Annotated in this window: 21 protein-coding genes and 9 tRNA genes; 10 read left to right on the top strand and 20 right to left on the bottom strand. The window is 59.3% G+C overall.

The window, feature by feature from the left end; all coding sequences use genetic code 11:
* Nucleotides 1-133 precede the first annotated feature (133 nt).
* Nucleotides 134-1273 carry a metallophosphoesterase gene (locus Q9246_RS17145; protein ID WP_306391858.1) on the top strand — a complete coding sequence of 380 codons (1140 nt, stop codon included), beginning with the start codon at nucleotides 134-136 and terminating at the stop codon, nucleotides 1271-1273.
* Nucleotides 1274-1309: 36 nt separating this feature from the next.
* On the opposite strand, the gene Q9246_RS17140 is transcribed toward Q9246_RS17145, so the two are convergent.
* Nucleotides 1310-1555 carry a hypothetical protein gene (locus Q9246_RS17140; protein ID WP_306391857.1) on the bottom strand — a complete coding sequence of 82 codons (246 nt, stop codon included), beginning with the start codon at nucleotides 1553-1555 and terminating at the stop codon, nucleotides 1310-1312.
* A 272-nt stretch (nucleotides 1556-1827) separates the two neighbouring features.
* Between Q9246_RS17140 and Q9246_RS17135 the strand changes: the two genes are divergently transcribed.
* Nucleotides 1828-2391: a DUF7010 family protein gene (locus Q9246_RS17135; protein WP_306391856.1), complete on the top strand. Its 564-nt coding sequence runs from the start codon at nucleotides 1828-1830 to the stop codon at nucleotides 2389-2391.
* Nucleotides 2392-2884: 493 nt separating this feature from the next.
* Nucleotides 2885-3418: a PEP-CTERM sorting domain-containing protein gene (locus Q9246_RS17130; protein WP_306391855.1), complete on the top strand. Its 534-nt coding sequence runs from the start codon at nucleotides 2885-2887 to the stop codon at nucleotides 3416-3418.
* Between the two features lie 206 nt (nucleotides 3419-3624).
* On the opposite strand, the gene Q9246_RS17125 is transcribed toward Q9246_RS17130, so the two are convergent.
* Both Q9246_RS17125 and Q9246_RS17120 read right to left on the bottom strand, forming a co-directional pair.
* Nucleotides 3625-3807: a hypothetical protein gene (locus tag Q9246_RS17125; protein ID WP_306391854.1), complete on the bottom strand. Its 183-nt coding sequence runs from the start codon at nucleotides 3805-3807 to the stop codon at nucleotides 3625-3627.
* Nucleotides 3808-4186: 379 nt separating this feature from the next.
* Nucleotides 4187-5569 (bottom strand): aminotransferase-like domain-containing protein, encoded by a 1383-nt coding sequence (locus tag Q9246_RS17120; RefSeq protein ID WP_306391853.1) that lies wholly within the window; start codon nucleotides 5567-5569, stop codon nucleotides 4187-4189.
* 173 nt (nucleotides 5570-5742) lie between these two features.
* Here Q9246_RS17120 and Q9246_RS17115 point away from each other — a divergent pair, with 173 nt between their 5' ends.
* From Q9246_RS17115 to nhaA, 4 genes are all read left to right on the top strand, one after another.
* Complete coding sequence (locus tag Q9246_RS17115) at nucleotides 5743-6204, top strand: cytochrome ubiquinol oxidase subunit II (protein ID WP_306391852.1); 462 nt, start codon at nucleotides 5743-5745, stop codon at nucleotides 6202-6204.
* Between the two features lie 348 nt (nucleotides 6205-6552).
* Nucleotides 6553-6870, top strand: coding sequence for a type II toxin-antitoxin system HigB family toxin (locus Q9246_RS17110; protein WP_306391851.1), 318 nt, complete (start codon nucleotides 6553-6555; stop codon nucleotides 6868-6870).
* A complete protein-coding gene (locus Q9246_RS17105) occupies nucleotides 6860-7234 on the top strand; it encodes a helix-turn-helix domain-containing protein (RefSeq protein ID WP_306391850.1) in 375 nt (124 codons plus the stop codon). Before Q9246_RS17110 ends, Q9246_RS17105 begins: the two co-directional genes overlap by 11 nt.
* 531 nt (nucleotides 7235-7765) lie before the next feature.
* A complete protein-coding gene (gene nhaA / locus Q9246_RS17100; protein WP_306391849.1) occupies nucleotides 7766-9037 on the top strand; it encodes a Na+/H+ antiporter NhaA in 1272 nt (423 codons plus the stop codon).
* On the opposite strand, the gene Q9246_RS17095 is transcribed toward nhaA, so the two are convergent.
* The 4 genes from Q9246_RS17095 to Q9246_RS17080 all read right to left on the bottom strand — a co-directional run bounded on the left by Q9246_RS17095 (nucleotide 9006) and on the right by Q9246_RS17080 (nucleotide 12333).
* Nucleotides 9006-9599 (bottom strand): NUDIX hydrolase, encoded by a 594-nt coding sequence (locus Q9246_RS17095; protein WP_306391848.1) that lies wholly within the window; start codon nucleotides 9597-9599, stop codon nucleotides 9006-9008. The two genes, nhaA and Q9246_RS17095, sit on opposite strands and share 32 nt — an antisense overlap.
* An 8-nt stretch (nucleotides 9600-9607) precedes the next feature.
* Nucleotides 9608-9889, bottom strand: a complete 282-nt coding sequence (locus Q9246_RS17090) for a hypothetical protein (RefSeq protein ID WP_306391847.1) — start codon at nucleotides 9887-9889, stop codon at nucleotides 9608-9610.
* Nucleotides 9890-9896: 7 nt separating this feature from the next.
* Nucleotides 9897-11378: a SulP family inorganic anion transporter gene (locus Q9246_RS17085; RefSeq protein ID WP_306398211.1), complete on the bottom strand. Its 1482-nt coding sequence runs from the start codon at nucleotides 11376-11378 to the stop codon at nucleotides 9897-9899.
* A 400-nt stretch (nucleotides 11379-11778) separates the two neighbouring features.
* Entirely contained in the window at nucleotides 11779-12333 is a 555-nt protein-coding gene (locus Q9246_RS17080; RefSeq protein WP_306391846.1) for a TetR/AcrR family transcriptional regulator, read from the bottom strand.
* Nucleotides 12334-12454: 121 nt separating this feature from the next.
* Between Q9246_RS17080 and Q9246_RS17075 the strand changes: the two genes are divergently transcribed.
* A complete protein-coding gene (locus Q9246_RS17075) occupies nucleotides 12455-13798 on the top strand; it encodes a tryptophan--tRNA ligase (protein ID WP_306391845.1) in 1344 nt (447 codons plus the stop codon).
* A 104-nt stretch (nucleotides 13799-13902) separates the two neighbouring features.
* Here Q9246_RS17075 and Q9246_RS17070 read toward each other — a convergent pair whose 3' ends face one another.
* On the bottom strand, nucleotides 13903-14841 hold the full coding sequence (locus tag Q9246_RS17070; protein ID WP_306391844.1) for a GlxA family transcriptional regulator: 939 nt from the start codon (nucleotides 14839-14841) through the stop codon (nucleotides 13903-13905).
* Between Q9246_RS17070 and Q9246_RS17065 the strand changes: the two genes are divergently transcribed.
* A complete protein-coding gene (locus Q9246_RS17065) occupies nucleotides 14831-14989 on the top strand; it encodes a TrkA C-terminal domain-containing protein (RefSeq protein ID WP_306391842.1) in 159 nt (52 codons plus the stop codon). The two genes, Q9246_RS17070 and Q9246_RS17065, sit on opposite strands and share 11 nt — an antisense overlap.
* A gap of 658 nt (nucleotides 14990-15647) precedes the next feature.
* On the opposite strand, the gene Q9246_RS17060 is transcribed toward Q9246_RS17065, so the two are convergent.
* Nucleotides 15648-17636: a BCCT family transporter gene (locus tag Q9246_RS17060; protein WP_306391840.1), complete on the bottom strand. Its 1989-nt coding sequence runs from the start codon at nucleotides 17634-17636 to the stop codon at nucleotides 15648-15650.
* Between the two features lie 295 nt (nucleotides 17637-17931).
* Entirely contained in the window at nucleotides 17932-18069 is a 138-nt protein-coding gene (locus Q9246_RS17055) for a hypothetical protein (protein ID WP_306391838.1), read from the bottom strand.
* 172 nt (nucleotides 18070-18241) lie between these two features.
* On the opposite strand from Q9246_RS17055, the gene Q9246_RS17050 reads away from it, so the two are divergent.
* A complete protein-coding gene (locus tag Q9246_RS17050; RefSeq protein WP_306391836.1) occupies nucleotides 18242-18511 on the top strand; it encodes a PEP-utilizing enzyme in 270 nt (89 codons plus the stop codon).
* Between the two features lie 180 nt (nucleotides 18512-18691).
* Here the strand turns inward: Q9246_RS17050 and Q9246_RS17045 are convergent.
* From Q9246_RS17045 to pgsA, 10 genes are all read right to left on the bottom strand, one after another.
* A tRNA-Cys gene (locus Q9246_RS17045) sits at nucleotides 18692-18765 on the bottom strand.
* A gap of 76 nt (nucleotides 18766-18841) precedes the next feature.
* A tRNA-Gly gene (locus Q9246_RS17040) sits at nucleotides 18842-18917 on the bottom strand.
* 32 nt (nucleotides 18918-18949) lie between these two features.
* A tRNA-Gly gene (locus Q9246_RS17035) sits at nucleotides 18950-19025 on the bottom strand.
* Between the two features lie 32 nt (nucleotides 19026-19057).
* Nucleotides 19058-19133, bottom strand: a tRNA-Gly gene (locus tag Q9246_RS17030).
* A gap of 32 nt (nucleotides 19134-19165) precedes the next feature.
* Nucleotides 19166-19241, bottom strand: a tRNA-Gly gene (locus tag Q9246_RS17025).
* Between the two features lie 32 nt (nucleotides 19242-19273).
* Nucleotides 19274-19349 (bottom strand) — tRNA-Gly (locus Q9246_RS17020).
* 47 nt (nucleotides 19350-19396) lie between these two features.
* A tRNA-Gly gene (locus Q9246_RS17015) sits at nucleotides 19397-19472 on the bottom strand.
* Between the two features lie 67 nt (nucleotides 19473-19539).
* A tRNA-Gly gene (locus Q9246_RS17010) sits at nucleotides 19540-19615 on the bottom strand.
* A 67-nt stretch (nucleotides 19616-19682) separates the two neighbouring features.
* A tRNA-Gly gene (locus tag Q9246_RS17005) sits at nucleotides 19683-19758 on the bottom strand.
* A gap of 87 nt (nucleotides 19759-19845) precedes the next feature.
* The gene (gene pgsA / locus Q9246_RS17000) at nucleotides 19846-20424 is read right to left on the bottom strand and encodes a CDP-diacylglycerol--glycerol-3-phosphate 3-phosphatidyltransferase (RefSeq protein ID WP_306391835.1); all 579 of its coding nucleotides are present in this window, start codon (nucleotides 20422-20424) and stop codon (nucleotides 19846-19848) included.
* Nucleotides 20425-20450 lie beyond the last annotated feature (26 nt).

Here is a 20450-nt window from a genome sequence, read left to right as displayed (position 1 = left end):
GCTCGCCTGTTTGACAGTTCTGACCCATAGGCACGATGCGTATTTTGCTGATTCAATCTCCCGGCCCTACCCTATGCCCGCGAGGCATTCCTGAAGACCCGGGCCGCAACCGGGACCGGGGGGAGCGCGCCTGATGTTCCATCTCATGTTCAGTCTCCCCTGCCTGGTCGTGCTCGTCCGCTGGCTATGGCCGCTGCCTGTATCCGGGCGCACCAGGCTGGCCGGCGCAGTCGTGCTGCTGCTGGCCTCGCAATATCACCTGTGGTCGCGGCTGTCGTCCGGCAGTGTGTTTTCGCCGGAGTTTCCGAAGTTCGTCGTGATCCTGTTTAACTGGGCGTTCGGCGCGATATTGCTGCTGGCCGTGTTCCAGCTGCTGCTCGACGTTGGCGCCCTGGCCGTTGCACTGGCGCGGCGCAGGCGTGCGCCGATCGCCGTGCGGTTGCGTATTGCGATCGGCATCGCGGCGATGCTGCTGGCCGCGCTTGGCGTCATGCAGGCCATCAAATCGCCGCCGCTGAAGGACCTGCAGATCGAAGTCAGGAACCTGCCGCCCGAATTCGATGGCTACCGGGTGCTGCACCTGACCGACCTGCACATCAGTCGCCTGTTCGACGCGCCATGGACGCGCAAGGTCGTCGACGATGCGAATGCGCTCGGCGCTGACCTGATCGTCATCACGGGTGACCTTATCGATGGCAATATCGCGCAGCGCGAAGCCGACGTGGCCCCACTGCGTGACCTGCACGCCCCGGACGGCGTCTGGGTCATTCCCGGTAATCACGAATACTTTTTCGGCCACCGCGAATGGATGGCGTATTTCGCGGGGCTAGACATGACACCGCTGGACAATAGCCATGCCATCATCAAGCGCGGCGCCGGGCAACTCGTGCTCGCCGGCGTGAACGACGTCACCGCCCCCAGCACCGGCGCCCCGGCGCCCGATCTCGATGCGGCGCTACGCGGCGCGCCGGCTGGCGTACCTGTCGTGCTGCTCGATCACCAACCCAGGAATGCCCGCTTTTCAGCCAGCCGCGGCGTCGCGCTGCAGTTGTCCGGCCATACGCATGGCGGCATGATCGTCGGGCTCGATCGCGTCGTGGCGCGGGCGAACAATGGCTTCGTTTCGGGCCGCTACGAGGTCGACGGCATGACGCTGTACCTGAACAATGGCACGGCACTGTGGCCGGGCTTCGCACTCCGGCTTGGCGTTCCTGCCGAGCTGACCCGCATTACGCTACGGCGCCAGGCGCCGCGCACCGCACCGTCGTCGTAAGGCGGCCCGAGCGATCCAACTGCTCGGCGTTGTGCCTTACTGGCCGACGCAAATAATCCTGGTCTCGTAGGCCGCTGCATTGTCTTTCTTCCTGGCGGCCCAGTCGATGACTTCCTGGGCAGCGGCGACCGTCATGACGGTCGCTTTCTCCTTGTTCTTGATAAAGGAGACGCCCTCGAACTTGCCGTCCTTGCTGCGCATCACCCTGGCGAATACGGGCGGTTTTCCTGCTTCGTCGCGCCTGGTTTGCTGGACGAGGTAACGCTGGTCGATGGTTTCCATGCAGATGTCTTGTACGTGAAGGATCAATGCTGCATTTTACGCGTGATCATCGTGAGCGAGTTTGGTAGCTGGTTCCAAAAGGCATGCCGCAACCTGGGTTTCAGGCCAAGCGCGTGACGAGCACCTACGGCCACCGAGCGACTATCGCTGTCTGACACCAGCCTCTCAGACGGTCCGGTTTGGCTGCAGAACCTGCTGCCAACCAATTCTTGTTTTCTTCTCATCTCCTTCATGATAATTTTGTAATTACAATAAATAACAGGAGACATGTCATGCAAACGCTCATGCAACTGCGCGCGGACTTCGAACAGCGCACCAACCGCTCGATGTCCATGCCGCTCGCCGGCCTGGCCGTCTGGTGCATCGTGGGCATTCTCAGCCTGGTCCTGCCGCCCGAATCCTCCGTCCTCGCACTGGTGTTCGCGACCGGCGCGATCTTCCCTCTGGCCCTGGGGATCGCCAGACTGCGCGGTGAGCGTCTACTGGAAAGCACCAATCCACTGGCGAAACTGATGGGCGTCTGCGTGGTGATGGTGAACCTGTTATGGGCACTGCATATTCCGCTGCTCCTGCGAGCGCCACAGTTCGTCCCGCTAAGCCTCGGCATCGCACTCGGCCTGCACTGGATGGTGTATTCGTGGATCATCGCCCATCCGCTCGGCTACCGCCACGCCGTGCTGCGCACCCTGAGCCTGCTGGCCGTCTGGTTCGCATTCCCCACCCATCCCGTGACCGCGTCAGCTGCCGTCGTGGTCGTCGCCTATGCGATTACTCTTGCCGAAATGCGAATGCGTCCCCTCGGCAGTGCTGCAGGTGCGAATGCAGCGGTCGCCTGAATCGCCGACCGATTTACCGCGATAGCACGCGAGCCATCAATACCGGCAGCGTGGCTTTGCGCTGTTCTCCCCGGCAAGAACATCGCGAGGTGCGAGCCAGGAGTTGGCGGCCGCGCGTATATAGGCAGCCCCAATCCGGCGACATCGACATCGTATGAGGCGTCGGTGTGACCAAGGGACTCCGCACCTGGCGCTGCTGCGGCTGGCAATGTGGTTGACCTTGTCAGTGTCGACTTTCCTTTCAGTCAGCTATGTTGAATCTTGTAAATGCTTGATTTGCTTATATGGCATGCAAATTGCTATTGCTGGGTAGCTATTAAAAAATTAACTAGGGATCAACATGCAACTTCAGCGTCTAGCAATAGCAGTCATACTGGCATATTCCGGCGTCGCATCCGCCGCAATCATTCCATCTGGAATACAGAAAAATGTTAGCGCCGCCCAGATCGGAAACTGGGGATGGACAGAATGCTCACGTACCGGAGCTGCAGTCATGACGTCGGTAAGCACCGTACTCGCTTCCTGTCAGGGCGACTACCTTGCAATGGGTGTGTGGGACGCATCCCTCGGCTCGTACGGGGTTGTCGGCATGGGCGATTGGTCAGTAGTCAGCAAGGTGCTGTACTCGGACCACTTTGGCGATAACAACGGGACTACCCAGAATTGGTCGAATGGATTGAACTGGTACCGAACCTCGGGCGCCGGCTCCTGGGGTTTCACGACTGCCGGAGAGACCGCTCTGAACACGGCCGATGTCAACTTGAACAATGGCTTTGGTAACGCTTATGGTGGTGGAACAGATGAACGCACCCTGGCTGCTGGCCTGTCGTTCCATGTGAATAACGGAAATCTTATTTCTGGATGGGCGTACAATCCGACTGGTTCGAACTTCACGTTCATTGAAGGCGCTGATCAGCGCGTATTCTGGGTCGCCAACAGCAATACCGCGGCTATTTCGGAACCAGGCTCAATCGCCTTGCTTGGCATTGGAGCACTTGCCTTGATCCGTCGTCGCAATCGCAGGTAACTACCCTCATCAAACCCGGGTAGGCAAGCAGGCGGCTGCTCACTTCGGCCTGCAATTTGCAGACGTGGCGGCCGCCATGTCGCCAAGACCTTGATCTGGTCGACGCGTAAGAGTCCCTGCAGACTCTCTCTCGTTTGCGGCATGCTGATTCCAGGAGAGCATGTCCCAGGACCTTGCGAAATGAATTGGCCGCTGACTGTTTGTAGTCAGGGTAAGCTGATGTCCAAACCGAGCTTTCTGACAAGTGTGTAGGCGATAAGCCCCACGATCAGGAGCGCTACCATGAAGACTGCGGCCGCCTTGCCGGCCGCGATCAGCACCTCGCGCCTCCTCATCGCACCGTTCTCCTTCTTCCCCTGATCGTAATGCCACTTAATGGCGAAAAACATACCCACGCCTAACGCTAGAAATTTGAACGTGTAAAAAACTGTAGGAAACCATTCCGCTGTCATTTTGGATTTGCAAGCCATTACTTGACACTGACCTGAGGAGCGATACCTCGAAACGCTGATTCAACAGCTCCATTTGTTCAAACCACCGGACACGTCAGCGGTATGCCGTGCAAATATCGCTATGCTGCACGTTCAAGGCATTCTATCCAAAAACAATATCCATACATCGGGACAAAATGTCCCAGTTAAATTCCATGCAAGATTGAATGGGGTAAAGATTGTCAAAGCTGGGCGACCATCCGGATTCGCATCGCCAGTTTGGCGGTATAGATGAACATTTCGCGTACGCAACGAAGCCAGGCGGTTCGCGTAAGTTTCACACGACTGCGGCGTTATATGCATCAGGCCGCCGCGCCAGCAATTGGGACAGGCGCTGCAGACCTGTCCTCAAGCGTGAACGGTCAGTAGCGCCGCCGAGCGAGATCCGGATCGCGTTCACGGATTCGCCATTGGCTGCGAATGCGTCCGCCGGCGTAACCGCCAGCCCTTCTCCTTCCGCGGCTTGCGCGAGCTGGTACGCCCCCCAGTATGTCGGCAGCTCGACCCATATATGCAGCCCATCGCCAGGTCCAGCATATCGTCCTGCCAGGACATCCCGGGCGATCAGGTGACGCATGCGCGCCTCGTTGCGCACGGCTAGCATCAATGTGTTTGCCGAGCCATCGAGAATCCATTGGGTGGCCAGTGCCGCCGTCAGGGGCGCGACCATCAATGCGAAAGACCTCATCGCTGCCAGGAAGCGTTCACGCTCGATCGGGTCACGCACCAGCACGAAAGCGACTCGCAACCCTGGCGTAAGGCATTTCGACAACGTAGAAACGTAATAGACGTGTTCCGGCGCGTGGGTAGCAATGGGCGGCGGCGGCGCCTCCGCGAGCAGCCAGTAAGGGTCATCCTCGATGATCCGTACGTTGCAACGTTTCACCACGGCGGCCAACTCCTTGCGTCGCTTTCCTGGCATCGTCACTGTTGTCGGGTTCTGCAGTGTCGGGTTAAGGTAGACAAGCCTGGATCGATACTCGCGGCACGCTTCTTCCAGAGCCTGGGGCAGCATTCCATGCCTGTCCGCTTCGACCGGAACGACACGGCGTCCGAACTGGGTGGCCGCTGCACGCAGCCCGGGATAACCCGTCGGCTCCACGAGAATGGCATCGCCAGGCTCGGTCAGCACCAGGATCAATGCTGCGATTGCCGCTTGCGCGCCAGGGCAGACGACTACCTGGTCCGGATCCATGCTTCCGAACATCGGCTCGATCCACCTGGTCCCGGCTTCACGATCCGAAACACTGCCCCCGCCCAGATGGTAAGTCATCAGCAGTTGGTTATCCGCCCGCATCAACACTTGCGAAAGACCCTGCTTCAGCAGGTAGTCGAAGTCGACGCCGTCCGGGGCGGGCGGCGTGTTCATGCTCAGATCGAGGACCGACGTCAGTTCCACCTTCGACGCTGCGACATAGGTACCGCGCGCGCCTCGCCCTTCGAGCAGATTTCTTCGCCTGGCTTCATCGTATGCCCGGGTGATCGTGGTCAGGTCTAGGTCCAGTTGCGCGGCCAACGCGCGCTGCGGGGGCAGGCGATCGCCGGGCTTGAGCAGACCATCTGCCATCCCCTGCTGCAATGCATCCGCGATCTGTAGAAAACGTGGCCCGGCGCCCGGGCGTATGTGCGGCGGCCATGATGGTGGGGGGTGTTCTTGCATGGTTTTCAACTGAGACAGTTTGTCCCAATGTATGGAAATTGTTTCGGGATAGTATGCAGTGGAAGGCGTGAAAGGGCCAGTGATAAACGGCTCCAGCACGTGCTTCGCCCTCCTCATCCATATGTGTTAGGCGAACTCATCAGGTTCGTCACTGTCATCTCAAGGTAGACCTAATGAAAAACGTGAACTCCGTGCAGGGCATGTCAACCTTTCCGTCTCATGCGGAACAGGCAAAGCCGCTTGGCCATGTGAAATCTTTCAAGCGTGTCGGCGCATATGCCAGCGTCGCCATGCTGGCCACTTACGCCATACAACTGATGAATTCGGTGAGCGCTCCAGGTTTGCAGGAAAAGAAGCTGATGATCATCGCATCGGCACTGACGCTGCTGGTGGTCATTCCGATTATTGTCCTGAACATTTACTCGATCGCGCGCCTCCGTGTCGCCAACGCGAATAATGAGCATGCGCCAGGGTATGCGCAGTCGATCAAGAAAGAAGTGAAAGCATGGGGCGTTCCTATCGGCATCGTCGCTCTTGTTACCGTCCTGGGCTGGAGTGCTATTCACTCGCTCGACCTCTACAAACCGAAGTCGAACGTGGCGCAGGTACGTGTCGCAACCGCAGCAGGCGCCTGAAGCGGCCTGCCAGGCCGCCGGCAACGAAGCTGCCATAGAGTCGAACCGACCTGGACGGCTTTGCAGGCCGTATTCGCATTAATAAAATCAAGGACTTAGCTAAGAACCACACTTTTCACCACTTGAGATTGCTCACATGGCGTTCTGACCTTCTGCATAAACTACTTCGCAAACCGCTATCGTGAATCGTCTTCGGAAATATTATTTCGTCAAGCAGACGCTTGGATGATTGGTCTCAAATCCGGCGCGCTCCGAGACAGAAGAGCTGGATGTGCGCTGAGTCCTACACTGCCACCGACGGCAAACATTGTTCTTGCCCTGGTCCCAATTGGGACTAGATTTAGCAGCATGCGAGTCCTGCCACTACCCACCCTTCGGGCCTTCTATGAACGACCTGCGCATGCGGACGCCAAAGAGGCGCTCCTTACTTGGCATGGCCATGTCCTCAAGGCCAAATGGCAGACTCCGGCTGACGTAAAGGCCGACTTCGGCACTGCGAGTATTCTGAAGGACGGCCGAGTTGTCTTCAATATCGCCGGCAACAAGTACCGGCTCGTCACATCCGTTAACTATGCGTACGGCATCCTTTTCGTGAAGTTCGTCGGCACGCATAGGCAATACGACGCCATCAATGCACAAACTGTTGAGGGACATTATGGACATTAAGCCCATCCGTACCGAAGCTGACTACCAAGCAGCGCTTAGTGAAGTCGAGTCGCTCATGACTGCCGAGTTCGGCACACCGGAGGGTGATCGGCTGGACGTGCTTGCTACACTGGTCGAAGCGTATGAGGCAAAGCACTTTCCCATGGAAGTCGCAGACCCGGTTGAAGCAATCAAATTCCAGATGGACCAAAAAGGCCTCACCGTCAAGGATCTCGAGCCGATGATCGGCCGCTCTAATCGGGTGTACGAAGTACTCAATCGGATTCGGCCTTTGACCCTTCCAATGATCTGGAGATTGCATAAGGGGCTTGGCATTCCCGCAGAGTCACTGATTCAGCCGCCCAAGCGTACAGCTGCTGTTTAATCGCTGAATGCGGCCGCGATCGGTCAATTTCTAAAGTACATCGTCAATCTTGGCGAGGTTCCGTTTCGCTGACTGGATCTGACTTGCGCCAGGCTAACCTCAGCGAAAGACGGAACGATTTAGTTGAGCAGTCAGGCTATCCCGGCCTGACTCACGCAAACCGATCTCTACAAAAGCCGGGGCGATTCAAGGTCAGTCCGGTCCAGTGTACGATTGAACCAAAAGCTCGCTTCCGGTAAAATCAAACACATGGCGTGTGCTGCGTGCGCCCGAGGATTCACCTCGAATACGGAGAACGACCCTATCGTTTTCTGTGAGGTATCCGATGCGCGCAGCGTGTTCAATCGACTTGATGTTCTTTGTTCCAGCACCACGACTGGAACGCGCCAAACATTTCCCCCACCTTGCTTGTCCGTGCTGGCCGTGCCCGTGCATGTCCGCGCCTATTCGATATCCTTCAGCGTTGCCGCATTTGATCTGGAATGATGGCTGGCGCAGTGCGGACAGCCACCTGTCCGAGGAGATTTCGAGATGAGTACTTCCCCGCCGCTCGCGCGCACCCAGCCAACGGCACTGCAGCGCTTTCTCGCCAGCGAATCTGCTGGCGGTATCTTGCTCATGGTTGCCGCAGCCGCCGCGCTGCTGGTCGCAAACAGTCCCCTGTCAAACGCCTATCATCATCTTCTGCACCTGCAGGCAGGACCGGTACTGAGCGAGAAGCTCGGTCCGATGACGCCGCACCTGTGGATCAACGACGGCCTGATGGCGATCTTCTTCCTGCTGGTCGGTCTCGAGATAAAACGCGAACTGGTCGATGGCCGGCTTTCGTCATGGGAGCAGCGGCGCCTGCCCGCCCTGCCGGCACTCATGGGCATGGCATTTCCAGCTGCGATCTATGCATTCCTGACTGCCGGGCAGCCGGTGTTATTGAATGGGTGGGCCATCCCGGCCGCCACTGACATTGCGTTCGCGATGGGCGCACTGGCGCTGCTCGGACGGCACGCCCCGCTATCCTTGAAGCTGTTGCTGGTGTCGGTCGCCATTATCGACGACATGGGCGCTGTGGCGATCATCGCTGTTTTCTATACATCCTCAATCAATATTGGCGCGCTTGCCGCCGCCGCAGCGATTCTCATCGGGCTGTTCGCCCTCAACAAACTGCGCATCATGAAGCTGTGGCCCTATCTCCTGGGCCTGGGCCTGCTCTGGTATGCCACCTTGCTGTCAGGCGTGCATGCGACGATTGCCGGCGTCGTTGGCGCATTCATGATTCCTGCGATTACCTCCCCTGGCCGCCCCGATGCGCCCGCGTCCCCGCTACACCGGCTCGAACACGCGCTGGCGCCGTGGGTCGGCTTCCTGATCGTCCCCGTCTTCGGCTTTGCCAATGCGGGCGTGTCGTTTTCCGGGCTGTCGCCCTCGGACGTGCTGGCGCCGCTGCCGCTTGGCATCGCAGCAGGACTGTTCCTGGGCAAGCAACTGGGTGTCTTTGGCGGCGTTTTCCTGGCGGTAAAAGCAGGCATGGCGACAAAACCCCGTGGCACGACCTGGCTGCAGATCTACGCGGTATCGATGCTGTGCGGTATCGGCTTCACGATGAGCCTGTTCATCAGCGGCCTCGCATTCCCCGGATATCCCGACATTGTCGAGCAGGCAAAAATCGGCATTCTGCTGGGGTCGCTCTTATCGGCCGTGATTGCATGCACGATCCTGCGACTGGCACCGAAAGCGCCAGACCAGGTGGGACAAGAGCTTGCACAGGCCGCTGACATCATCGGCGACGGAGATGTGAAACGCTTGTAAGCGCTGTAGGGCATGGGTTGCCGACGTGTGGCACCGTCTGCTCGAGTTCCGCCAGCTTGCTCGACACATATTGCAGCATCCACGTCTCGCGCTCGATCGAGATCCCCATGCTGGCCGGCCTTTTCCGCAGCACGCCGCGGTTGTGGACGAGGGCTTGTTCGAGCGCGATCCATACAGGCACCATGCCGTTGGCCAGTTCGTAATCTTCGGGCACGGCAGCTTCCAGTTCGCCTTCCACACTGCACACGTAGAAATGAGATCGCATGAACAGCACGTCGTAGTTCGCGTCGCGCGATGGCCGATGCTCGTCGAGGTAGCCCAGGCAGCCATGCACAGTGATCGTCCGCGCGCCGGTTTCTTCCATCAGCTCACGGCGCAGGCCATCGATTGCGTCTTCTCCCAGGTCGAGACCGCCGCCGGGAAAACTGTAGTCATCATAGCGCCGCGTGTGCAATAGCAGCAGGCGACCGTCCCGCACGATCACCGCCCGCACCGCATGCCGTTCCATGATTCTGGTGCCGACGGCAACGCCGGGGTGGACAATGGTATGAAGCAGGGTCATCGTACTTCCTATCGCATCGGCAAGGTTGAAACACGAAACGCGCGCAGCCGCCGCGTGGATCGTTCGTCGTCGGCGGTTTGTCTCAACAGGGGGTGAGCCTGCGCATCAAGACCGATCGCACCGCTGCGATCTTCCGCGGGTTCTGCGTCGGCATGCTGCTCGATCGTGCGTAGGAACGCCAGCGGCCACGCGAGTCGCCGCGATGCCCAAACGGCATGGTCGGAGACGTGCTCGGCCCGGATCGAACGACCGATGCAGGCGAGGATGTGTCTATCGTTGTTCATGGCCATCGTCCTCTCAGTGTGCGGCAAGCATGTCTGCGGCGCCTTCCTTGTCGTGCACGCTGAATTTGTCGACCAGCGTCGCACTTGCTTCATTTAATCCGATCACTTCCACTTCCGCTCCTTCGCGACGGAACTTGATCACCACCTTGTCGAGGGCGCTGACCGCAGTGATGTCCCAGAAGTGGGCGTGACTGACATCGATACGCACCTTCTCGATCGCCTCCTTGTAGTCGAACGAACCTGCGAGACGCTCGGCGGACGCGAAGAACACTTGTCCATGCACGTGGTAGTGACGGCCGCGGCCTTCATCGCAGGACGTCGACCGCACCCACAATAGTCGCCCAACCTTGTGCGCAAAGAAGACGCCGGACAGCATGACGCCGACCAGCACGCCTTTGGCCAGGTCGTGGGTCGCCACCACCACGACGACGGTGGCCAGCATGACCACGCTCGAACTCCCCGGATGCGTGCGCAGGTTGCGCAGCGAAGCCCAGCTGAACGTGCCGATCGACACCATGATCATGACGGCGACCAGCGCCGCCATCGGAATGCGCGCCACCCAATCGCCCAGAAACACCACCATCAGCAGCAGGAACACGCCAGCCGCCAGGGTCGACAGGCGTGCGCGCCCGCCGGACTTCACATTGATCACCGATTGGCCGATCATCGCACAGCCAGCCATGCCGCCCAGGAAACCAGTGGCAACGTTGGCCAGGCCCTGGCCGACGCATTCGCGGTACTTGTCGCTCGGGGTGTCGGTCAGGTCATCCACGATCGACGCCGTCATCAACGACTCGAGCAGTCCAACGACCGCCAGCGTCGCCGACACGGGGAAAATGATCGCCAGCGTCTCGAGATTGAGCGGGACGTCGGGCAGCAGGAACAGCGGCAGGCTATCGGGCAGCGTTCCCATGTCGCCGACCGTGCGGATATCGAGGCCGAGGAACATCGCGACGCCAGTGAGCACCACGATCGCCACCAGTGGTGACGGAATGGCCCTGGTCAGGTAGGGTAACAGGTAGATGATGGCCAGGCCGGCAGCGGTCATGGCGTACACGTGCCAGGTCACGCCAGTCAATTCAGGAAGCTGGGCCATGAAGATCAGGATCGCCAGGGCGTTGACGAAACCGGTAATCACCGAGCGGGACACGAAGCGCATCAGCACGCCGAGGCGCATCCAGCCGGCGCAGATCTGCAGCAGCCCGGTCAGGACGGTCGCGGCTAGCAGGTATTGAAGGCCATGTTCCTTGACCAGGGTAACCATGACCAGCGCCATCGCGCCGGTAGCGGCGGAAATCATGCCGGGGCGGCCTCCGGCAATGGCGGTCATGACAGCGATACTGAACGAGGCGTACAACCCGACCTTGGGATCGACACCGGCGATGATGGAAAATGCGATCGCTTCGGGAATCAACGCAAGCGCGACGACCAGGCCGGCGAGCAGATCATTGGGGACATTGGAAAGCCATTCCTGGCGTACTTTTTTAAGAGACATGCAGATACCTTCCGGCCACGCGGGCCGATTGCGAAACAAGGAAGATGCACCATGACAGCCGGAAGCTGGATGGCGGATCGAGGCGCAAGAGGAATCGGCTGACGTCGCAGGATGTCAGCGGCGATTGCCGGAAGGGGGATCAGGGAGGAGTAACTGAGCAGAAGTAGCCGCGAGGCAGGCCGGATCCTGGATACGATACAGCCCATAAGCCTTGCCGCACAAACCGTGCGGATTCGGCAGCACTGTCAGGCGCGGCGTCGAACACGATCTGGAGGGTTGGCATCATCATAGTCGGCTATTTTGCAGTGCAACACGAAGCTTCGTCAAGCATTCCGTGCACGCTGCAAACCGGTCATAGCGGCCGGTTGCGGCTGCTGATCGTCGATACCATTGTCTGCCGTCACGCAGCGTCGTCCTGATTCACCAACGCCTCGATATCCTCGAACATATCGGTCCAGGTAGCATCGGGAATGTCGAGCAGTCCGAAGCCGCGCAGCATGAACATGCCCTCGGCAGCGAACATCGCCACGCGCGCCGCTCGTTCGTTCTGCGACGTGGCGGGCAAATCGCCGAAGATGCGGCGATACACCGCATGCATCTGGTGCCTGCTGTTTTCTGCCCGTCCCATCCCCGCCAATAATGCCATCGCGCGCGCGGCGTCTGCCAGCGTCTCGCCTTTGGTCGCGTCGATGTGCACGCGTGCCCGCTCGCCCGGCGTTCCTGCAAGGCGCTCGCGCGCCAGGCAGGCCCGGGTCTCGTACAAGGCGATGCCGCGTTCGAACATCGCATCGATGACAGCGTCCTTGGTGGCGAACGCATACAGGACGCCCCCTTTGCTGACGCCTGCTTCGGCTGCGATCCGGTCGATCGTCAGCCCGGCAGTGCCTTCGCGCTGCATGACGCGGTCTGCCGCGTCGAGCAAGGCATCGCGATCGATTGTCTGCTTCCTGCCCATGATTTCCTTTTTAAATCCGTCTGGACGGATATATAATCAGAAAACACCGTAAAACTCAAGTCTTCAACCTGCCGCCATGCTGATTTCGCTGCGGCCTCTCCTGCTTTCACGTTAACTGACCATGTCCGATCATTCCGACCAGCACGTCTCCTCGCCGCTTGCCCCCGGCATCCAACGCATCCTGACCGGCATCAAGCCATCCGGTACGCCTCACATCGGGAACTATGTCGGCGCGATCCGGCCAGCCCTGGCGGCCAGCCGCGCTACAGGCGCGCAGAACTTTTTCTTTCTGGCCGACCTGCACAGTCTGATCAACACCAGCGATCCGTTGCGGGTTCAGCGCTCCACCTTGTCCATTGCCGCGACATGGCTTGCTTGTGGCCTGGACACCAACACTGCATGGTTCTATCGCCAGAGCGACATCCCCGAGATTGCTGAACTGAACTGGCTGCTGTCTTGCGTAACCGGAAAAGGCATGTTGAACCGCGCGCATGCCTACAAGGCGGCCGTGGACAAGAACGCGGCTGCGGGAGACGACGGCGATACAGGGATCAGCGCCGGTCTCTACACCTACCCTGTGCTGATGGCGGCCGACATCCTGATTTTCGGTGCCGACAGGGTGCCCGTCGGGCGCGATCAGGTGCAGCACATCGAGATGGCGCGCGACATCGCACAACGCTTCGAGCACGTCTATGGGGCCGGCCACTTCACGTTACCGCATGCCGTTGTCGACGACAACGTCGCCACGTTGCCAGGCCTCGACGGTCGCAAGATGAGCAAGAGTTACGACAACACGATCCCCCTGTTCGCTACCAGTAGCGAATTGAAAAAGCTCGTCTACGCAATCAGGACCGATTCGCGCGTTCCAGGTGAACCGAAACAGATTGGACGAAATGCGCTATTCGAACTGTATCGCGCGTTCGCCGACACCGATCAAGTTGCCGGATTCGCTGAAGCATACGCGCAAGGCATTGGGTGGGCTGATGCGAAACAGCGCTTGTTCGAACGCATCGACCAGGAGTTGGCGCCACTGCGCGATCGATACCATGATCTGGTCGCCCGACCACAAGATATCGAGGCACTGCTACGTATGAATGCCGAGAAGCTGCGCGATGAATACGCAAGGCCAATGCTCGCGCGCCTGCGCGACGCCGTTGGCCTGCGCTCCCTGTCCGCCATCCAGGCGGCTGCCCCATCGCCCACGCGCAAAACTGCACGCGCAGCGTTCAAACAATATCGCGAGGTGGATGGCAGGTTTTACTTCAAGCTTCTCGATGACGATGGTTCCGTCCAGTTCCAGAGCACAGGATATGCAAGTGGTAGGGAAGCGGCCAGCGCGATCGAGGTCTTGCGCAGTGCTTGCAGCGAACGGGAGCTGTCCATGTTGGGGACCGGGCTACCGGTTTCTCCCAGCCAATTGCTTGAAGTGTTGGAACGAATGAGGTCGCTCTCGGCGCGGGGGTAATGCGCGCGCAACGAACGCAAATCGCCAGCGAAAGGCGGCAAAGAGAAATTTGTGTTTGAATCGCTGTCCAATTCAGGACAAGTCTGGCGTGCGCTTGGCCGGACCTAAACGTCGATCTGGCTGAAAGTACGGCGCCATTCCCTGGGGCTGACGCGGAACCGGTTCTTGAAGTGCTGGCGCAGCGATACCGGGGTCTGGAACCCGGCCATTGCGGCGATCTTTTCCACCGGCAGTGTCGTGGTCTTGAGCAGGTCACGAGTACGACGCAGACGCTCGTTGACGAGCCAGTCGACGGGGCTCATGCCGGTGGCCTTGCCGAAATGCCGCGTGAAAGTACGGCGACTCATCGACGCACGCGCCGCAAGGTCGTCGATCGTGTGCTGGCAAGCGAGACGTTCGCGCAGGTAGTCGAGCAGTCTGTTGATCTGTGCGTCGTGGGTCGATGCTGCCACAGGCTGCTCGATGAACTGTGCCTGTCCACCCTCTCGGTGCGGGGGAATCACCATCGCGCGCGCGATCATGTTGGCAACCGCCGACCCGTGGAATGCGCGCACAATATACAGGCAGCAATCGAGCCCGGCGCCGGTGCCGGCCGAGGTGATCAGTCTGTATTCGTCAACGTACAGGGCATTCATGTCGAGTTTGACTTGAGGGAAACGCAGGGAGAAATCCTGCTCCGCCATCCAGTGCGTAGCCGCACGTCTGTCGTCGAGCAGGCCGGCATAGGCAAGCACATAGGCCCCATAGCACAGCCCCACCACATATGCCCCTCGCGCATGCGCACTCAACATTGCGTCGACCAGCTCAGCGTCGGGACGGATGCCCAGATCATGCCAGCCCGGCACGACCACGATGTCGGCCGTTTTGGTCAGCTCCAGCCCGCCGTCAGGAAGCGCGGTCAATGCGCGCTCCGCCACCAGCGGACGTACACCGGACGACACGATCTTCAGGTCGAACAATGCCTGACCAGGCAGGCTGGACCCGAATACCAGATAAGGAACACTGAAGTGAAACGGACTGAAATCGGGATAAGTGAACTTCATCGCATTCGAAGACAACTTTGGAATCGCCAAGATCAAGGCGCCCGCCGAGACTTACAACCACGCGCTGGCCGATTCACACATCCGATCCCGCTATGGCGTCGCGATTGTCGGCGTCAAACGTGCCAACAAAAATTGCCAGTACACCTAGCCGAAAACCCTCTACTCCCCGGCGACCTGCCCATCGTGTCTGGCCCTACCCGCAAGATCGAGGTGTTCGCTTGTGAGGCAAAAAATTCAAGAAGTAGCTGCGACCAAGTCGGTGTTGCTGCGGTTATGCAGCGAGCGATGCCGCTCCACGAATTGGTTGCGAAAACTCGCAAGGTGTGCGACCGGAACGCAGATCGACGTCCACCCGGGCGCATGAACACGAACAACACGCGCAAGGCGCCGTCGTGCGCTTGCCCTGCCAACTGCATAACAGCGCGTCCTGCCGCATTCGCGCTGGAGCGGCTTCCTCGTGCTCGCTGTCACGGCCGGCCAGCTACGGCATCGACTCGCGCATGGGCAGGGTGGACTTTATCGACTTTCCCACCACGCCAGGATATGGTCGTCGCAGGTCAACAGCGTCATGCATCCCCCATCGAATTCCCGGTCGGCCTTGCGACTCAGAACTGGTTGGGAACAGCCGGCGTACGCATCCGACGCCGCAGCTCGCGCGTCTGGTTAACCACGGCAAAGGATCGCGAACTGTCCGCGACCTGTGTCTTCATCAGACGATCATCGCAGCATGGCGCTCGGGTTGGCGCCATGCCACGCCTTCGGCACACTGCACCAGCGCGTGCAGCCGCGGGCCTTGGGATGGCTAGTCATGGAAGTCGACGTGCATGACGGAATCTCGTATAGTGCTTCAGAAGATCGTTGATCAGCTGCTCGCTCGTATATCCGGTCACGTCGTGCTGCTCATTCCCATCGGAACTATGTGCCATCGCCCGGTAATGCCTGTTCTCCGGCGCCCTGCCGCCGCTTTCCGCCCATGCGAAGCTGGGTGATCGAAAACTGCGTGCACGCAACGTGTACTGGAACACTCCACGATCGCCATGGGGCACACTCAGCACGATCCGACCTTCGCCTTGCGCCAGTTCCGGCGTTAGTCCGGATTCGCCGAACTGTGTGGCGACCTGTTCCAGCGCCGGCCCCCCAGTACCGCTGATGAACGACATGATCTCGCTCTCATCGTAGAAGCCGGTAATGCTGGCCAGGCGCTGCTGCCAGTTCAGATCATTGCCGCTCTGCGCCTGGTCGGCGACGCTCGACAGATCCAGGGCCGCATCCTGTTTCTCAGTCTGTAGCGCCCGCAACAGGCCGTAGCAGATAAACAGCATCACCACGGCGAATGGAAGCGCGCTGGCGAGCGCCGCAGTCTGGAGCGCCTGTAAGCCGCCGGCCAGCAGCAGCACGGCGGCGACGATGCCGGCGCAGACCGCCCAGAAGATGCGCTGCCAGACCGGCGGATTCGGCGCCGCGCCGGAGGTGATCATGTCCATCACGAGCGCACCGGAATCGGCCGACGTTACGAAGAAGGTGATCACCAGCAGGGTTGCGATGCCGGATGCGATAACCGAGAACGGCAACTGCTCCAGCACTTCGAACAACGCCACCGGCATATTGTCGGCGACGGTCTGTACGATCGGGGCGGTGCCGCTGAGGTCGATTCCGATCGCCGTGTTGCCGAACACGGTCATCCACAGGCAGGTGAACAGCACCGGCACCAGCAGCACGCCGGTTACGAACTCCCGGATAGTGCGTCCGCGAGAGATGCGGGCGATGAACATGCCGACGAATGGCGACCAGGAAATCCACCAGCCCCAGTAGAATAGGGTCCAGTCCCCGAGCCAGGCATTGGGCTCGTAGGCGTACATGCGGAAAGTGCGCTGTACAACCTCTCCCAGGTAGGCGCCGATATTCTGCACATAAGCCTGGAGCAGGAACACGGTCGATCCCGCAAACAGGACGAAAATCAGCAATGCAATCGCGAGGATGATGTTGAGTTCGGAAAGACGCTTGACTCCCTTGTCGAGTCCAGTACCGGCCGACAATGTCGCCATCCCGGTGATCACCGCGATCAGTATGACCTGCACGGTAGTGCTGACCGGCATGCCAAACAGATGGGCGAAGCCGGCATTGACCTGCAGCACGCCAAAGCCCAGCGAAGTCGCGACGCCGAACATGGTTCCCAGCACGGCAAAGATATCGATGGCGTGGCCAATCGGGCCATGGATGCGCGTGCCGATCAAGGGAAACAGGCTCGATCGCAAGGTAAGTGGCAGACCGCGCCGGAACGCGAAATAGGCTAGCGCCAGCCCGACCACAATGTAGATCGCCCAGGCATGTACACCCCAGTGGAAGAAGGTCAGCACCATCGCCTCGCGCGCCGACGCGATCGTGCTGCCCTCGCCCACTGGTGGCCGGGCGTAATGCTGGATCGGCTCGGCGACACCGAAGAACAGCAGGCCAATGCCCATGCCCGCGCTGAACAGCATGGCGAACCAGGAAAGATAGCTGTATTCGGGCTCGCTGTCGTCCGGGCCGAGCTTGACGTCGCCATACCGGCTCAGCATCAGGAAAATGACAAAGATGAGGAACAGGGCGACGGCCAGGATATAAAACCATCCGAAATCGTGAACGATTTTCGTTTGCACGGCATCGAACGTGCTTCCTGCACGCTCGGGGAATACCGCACTGAGCATCACGAAGAGCAGGATCAGGCCTGCGGAAATGAAGAACACGGGCGGGTTGACCTGCATGCGTGGCCGGGCATGGCGCGCTGTCGTCGTTTTGGGTTCATTGTCGAACATGGGTCTGACTTTCCTGATGACTGCGATTGAGGCATTTTGGCATTCCCCTGTACCTTTGAATGTTCGGCATCTAGCGCCCATGCTTCATTTCTCCGCTAGCGGCCTCGTCATTGTTCATGGTACGTTCGGAGACGATCGACAAGTCAGGCGGCAGCACCCTCGTCTCGTATGTCGGAGCCTGCTGGTCCTCTCTATGGCCCACGCGATGCCGTGCGGGAGGCATTCGGACTCGGGCAGCCATTGACCGGCTCTTTATCTGCAAACAACGCTCGAATAAAACTGCCGAGCACCATAATCAGCCGAGATCGGCCGTGACCTGGCGGCACGCGGCCTTCTCGATCACCCCGAGCAGGTGTTTGGGTTGCGCTATGCCGACCTGGAAGCCGGCCTGCGCGCTGAACGCGACGATCTGCGCCGGAAGCTGGACGAGCACAGTGCCTTCCTTGACTTGCTGAAGCGGCAGGTGCGCAGTTTCCCGGCCGTGATCGACTCACGTGGGCGAATCTTGCGCGCTCCGCAGCGGGACATTACTCTTGACCAATTGGCCGGCATGCCGGTCTCGCCGGGCATCGCCCGTGGGCCGATCAAACGCCTGGATAATCCATATGACCACGCAGTCGCTCCCGGCGACATCCTGGTGGCCTTCACAACCGACCCCAGGGTGGACGCCTCTGTTCGTGAACGCGGCGTCCGTGGTGCTCGAGGTGGGCGGCGTGCTCCAGCACGGGGCGCTGGTCGCACGCGAGTATGGCAAACCGTGTGTGGTCGGCATCAGCGATGTATTCGCCCGGCTGGAAGACGGCCAGTGGGTGGAGGTAGATGGCGTCGCCGCTACCGTACGCTTGCTTGATTCATCGTTGCCTCAAAAATCTTGACTCCGATGACGTCGAAAGCACGTTCATTAAAGAAATGGGAAGGTGAATTGCGACGAACTTGCTAAACGTCCTCAAGCCTTAACCCTGTATCTTTTGAGGTAGCAAAGCAAATCGCCGACGCAAGCCGGCGACTTTTATTTCTGATTTCGATCAATGCCCGATCACGGACATGAGATATGCTGGAGGCGAGGACGGGAGTCGAACCCGTCTAGACGGCTTTGCAGGCCGCTGCATAACCGCTTTGCTACCTCGCCAGAGGAAATAGTGCGCTTGATCGATGTGAACGGTTATGAACCACATCAACAAGGGAAGAAGTTCTTCCAAGAATTCTGGAGCGGGAGAAGAGTCTCGAACTCTCGACCTCAACCTTGGCAAGGTTGCGCTCTACCCACTGAGCTACTCCCGCTTAGGAGAGTTACTGCTTGACTGCGTAAAACCTGGAGCGGGAGAAGAGTCTCGAACTCTCGACCTCAACCTTGGCAAGGTTGCGCTCTACCAACTGAGCTACTCCCGCTTAGGAGTGTTACTGCTTGACTGCGTAAAACCTGGAGCGGGAGAAGAGTCTCGAACTCTCGACCTCAACCTTGGCAAGGTTGCGCTCTACCAACTGAGCTACTCCCGCTTAGGAGTGTTACTGCTTGACTGCGTAAATCCTGGAGCGGGAGAAGAGTCTCGAACTCTCGACCTCAACCTTGGCAAGGTTGCGCTCTACCAACTGAGCTACTCCCGCTTAGGAGTGTTACTGCTTGACTGCGTAAATCCTGGAGCGGGAGAAGAGTCTCGAACTCTCGACCTCAACCTTGGCAAGGTTGCGCTCTACCAACTGAGCTACTCCCGCATGGAGTCTTACAATTTACTACCATCTGCTGCCCCAGTTAAACAAACTGGAGCGGGAGAAGAGTCTCGAACTCTCGACCTCAACCTTGGCAAGGTTGCGCTCTACCAACTGAGCTACTCCCGCGTACAGAACAACGATTATGACAGAACTTTGACGTTTTTCCAAGATCGCTTTACTACTTTGCAATCTTTGGAGCGGGAGAAGAGTCTCGAACTCTCGACCTCAACCTTGGCAAGGTTGCGCTCTACCAACTGAGCTACTCCCGCGTACAGAACAACGATTATGACAGAACTTTGACGTTTTTCCAAGATCGCTTTACTACTTTGCAATCTTTGGAGCGGGAGAAGAGTCTCGAACTCTCGACCTCAACCTTGGCAAGGTTGCGCTCTACCAACTGAGCTACTCCCGCTTCGTCTTTCATTCTGTTGCGTTGTTGTCGCAACAGGCAGGCATTATAGAGATTCTATTCTGTACGTCAAGGATGCCACGAAACAAATTAAATCGCCCCCGCTTTCTCCTTGATCAGGGGCCAGGCGCGGCGCAAATAATAGAACATCGACCACACCGTCAGCACGCCCGCCACCCACAACAGGTACTCGCCCCAGAAGTGGATGTCGATGCCGAACAGGCGGTCATGGAACAGCAGCATCGGGATCGCCGTCATCTGGGCCGCGGTCTTGATCTTGCCCAGCGAGCTGACCGCCACCGAGCGCGTGGCGCCGATTTGCGCCATCCATTCGCGCAGGGCCGAAATGGTGATCTCACGGCCGATGATGATGCCGGCAATGATGGCGTCCACCCGGTCGAGCTGGACCAGCACCAGCAGCGCGCCGGCCACCATCAGCTTGTCGGCGACCGGGTCGAGGAAGGCGCCGAAGGCCGAGGTTTCGTTCCAGCGGCGGGCCAGGAAGCCGTCGAACCAGTCGGTGACGGCGGCGACGATGAAGACGGCGGTGGCGGCGATATTGCGCTCGGGGAGCGTCATCCAGTCGCCAGGCAGGTAGAACAATCCGACAACGAGGGGTATGAGCGCAACGCGTAACCAGGTCAGGAGAATCGGTATATTGAAGGGCATGGGAGAGCTGATTACCGTGGAAAAAT

The sequence above is a fragment of the Telluria beijingensis genome, from assembly GCF_030770395.1.
GTDB classification, from domain to species: Bacteria; Pseudomonadota; Gammaproteobacteria; order Burkholderiales; family Burkholderiaceae_D; genus Telluria; species Telluria beijingensis.
Note: the sequence above shows the minus strand (reverse complement) of the source record. Positions and strands in the feature narration are given on the sequence as shown.

Bases quoted from the DNA above. Each gene is read 5' to 3' on its own strand.
- Q9246_RS17080 (WP_306391846.1), bottom strand. From the start codon at position 12,333: ATGGGCAGGAAGCAGACAATCGATCGCGATGCCTTGCTCGACGCGGCA.
- nhaA (WP_306391849.1), top strand. From the start codon at position 7,766: ATGAGTACTTCCCCGCCGCTCGCGCGCACCCAGCCAACGGCACTGCAG.
- Q9246_RS17085 (WP_306398211.1), bottom strand. From the start codon at position 11,378: ATGTCTCTTAAAAAAGTACGCCAGGAATGGCTTTCCAATGTCCCCAAT.
- Q9246_RS17125 (WP_306391854.1), bottom strand. From the start codon at position 3,807: ATGTTTTTCGCCATTAAGTGGCATTACGATCAGGGGAAGAAGGAGAAC.
- Q9246_RS17075 (WP_306391845.1), top strand. From the start codon at position 12,455: ATGTCCGATCATTCCGACCAGCACGTCTCCTCGCCGCTTGCCCCCGGC.
- Q9246_RS17145 (WP_306391858.1), top strand. From the start codon at position 134: ATGTTCCATCTCATGTTCAGTCTCCCCTGCCTGGTCGTGCTCGTCCGC.
- Q9246_RS17105 (WP_306391850.1), top strand. From the start codon at position 6,860: ATGGACATTAAGCCCATCCGTACCGAAGCTGACTACCAAGCAGCGCTT.
- Q9246_RS17050 (WP_306391836.1), top strand. From the start codon at position 18,242: ATGACCACGCAGTCGCTCCCGGCGACATCCTGGTGGCCTTCACAACCG.
- Q9246_RS17120 (WP_306391853.1), bottom strand. From the start codon at position 5,569: ATGCAAGAACACCCCCCACCATCATGGCCGCCGCACATACGCCCGGGC.
- Q9246_RS17060 (WP_306391840.1), bottom strand. From the start codon at position 17,636: ATGTTCGACAATGAACCCAAAACGACGACAGCGCGCCATGCCCGGCCA.
- Q9246_RS17135 (WP_306391856.1), top strand. From the start codon at position 1,828: ATGCAAACGCTCATGCAACTGCGCGCGGACTTCGAACAGCGCACCAAC.
- Q9246_RS17130 (WP_306391855.1), top strand. From the start codon at position 2,885: ATGACGTCGGTAAGCACCGTACTCGCTTCCTGTCAGGGCGACTACCTT.
- Q9246_RS17140 (WP_306391857.1), bottom strand. From the start codon at position 1,555: ATGGAAACCATCGACCAGCGTTACCTCGTCCAGCAAACCAGGCGCGAC.
- pgsA (WP_306391835.1), bottom strand. From the start codon at position 20,424: ATGCCCTTCAATATACCGATTCTCCTGACCTGGTTACGCGTTGCGCTC.
- Q9246_RS17090 (WP_306391847.1), bottom strand. From the start codon at position 9,889: ATGGCCATGAACAACGATAGACACATCCTCGCCTGCATCGGTCGTTCG.
- Q9246_RS17070 (WP_306391844.1), bottom strand. From the start codon at position 14,841: ATGAAGTTCACTTATCCCGATTTCAGTCCGTTTCACTTCAGTGTTCCT.
- Q9246_RS17095 (WP_306391848.1), bottom strand. From the start codon at position 9,599: ATGACCCTGCTTCATACCATTGTCCACCCCGGCGTTGCCGTCGGCACC.
- Q9246_RS17110 (WP_306391851.1), top strand. From the start codon at position 6,553: ATGCGAGTCCTGCCACTACCCACCCTTCGGGCCTTCTATGAACGACCT.
- Q9246_RS17115 (WP_306391852.1), top strand. From the start codon at position 5,743: ATGAAAAACGTGAACTCCGTGCAGGGCATGTCAACCTTTCCGTCTCAT.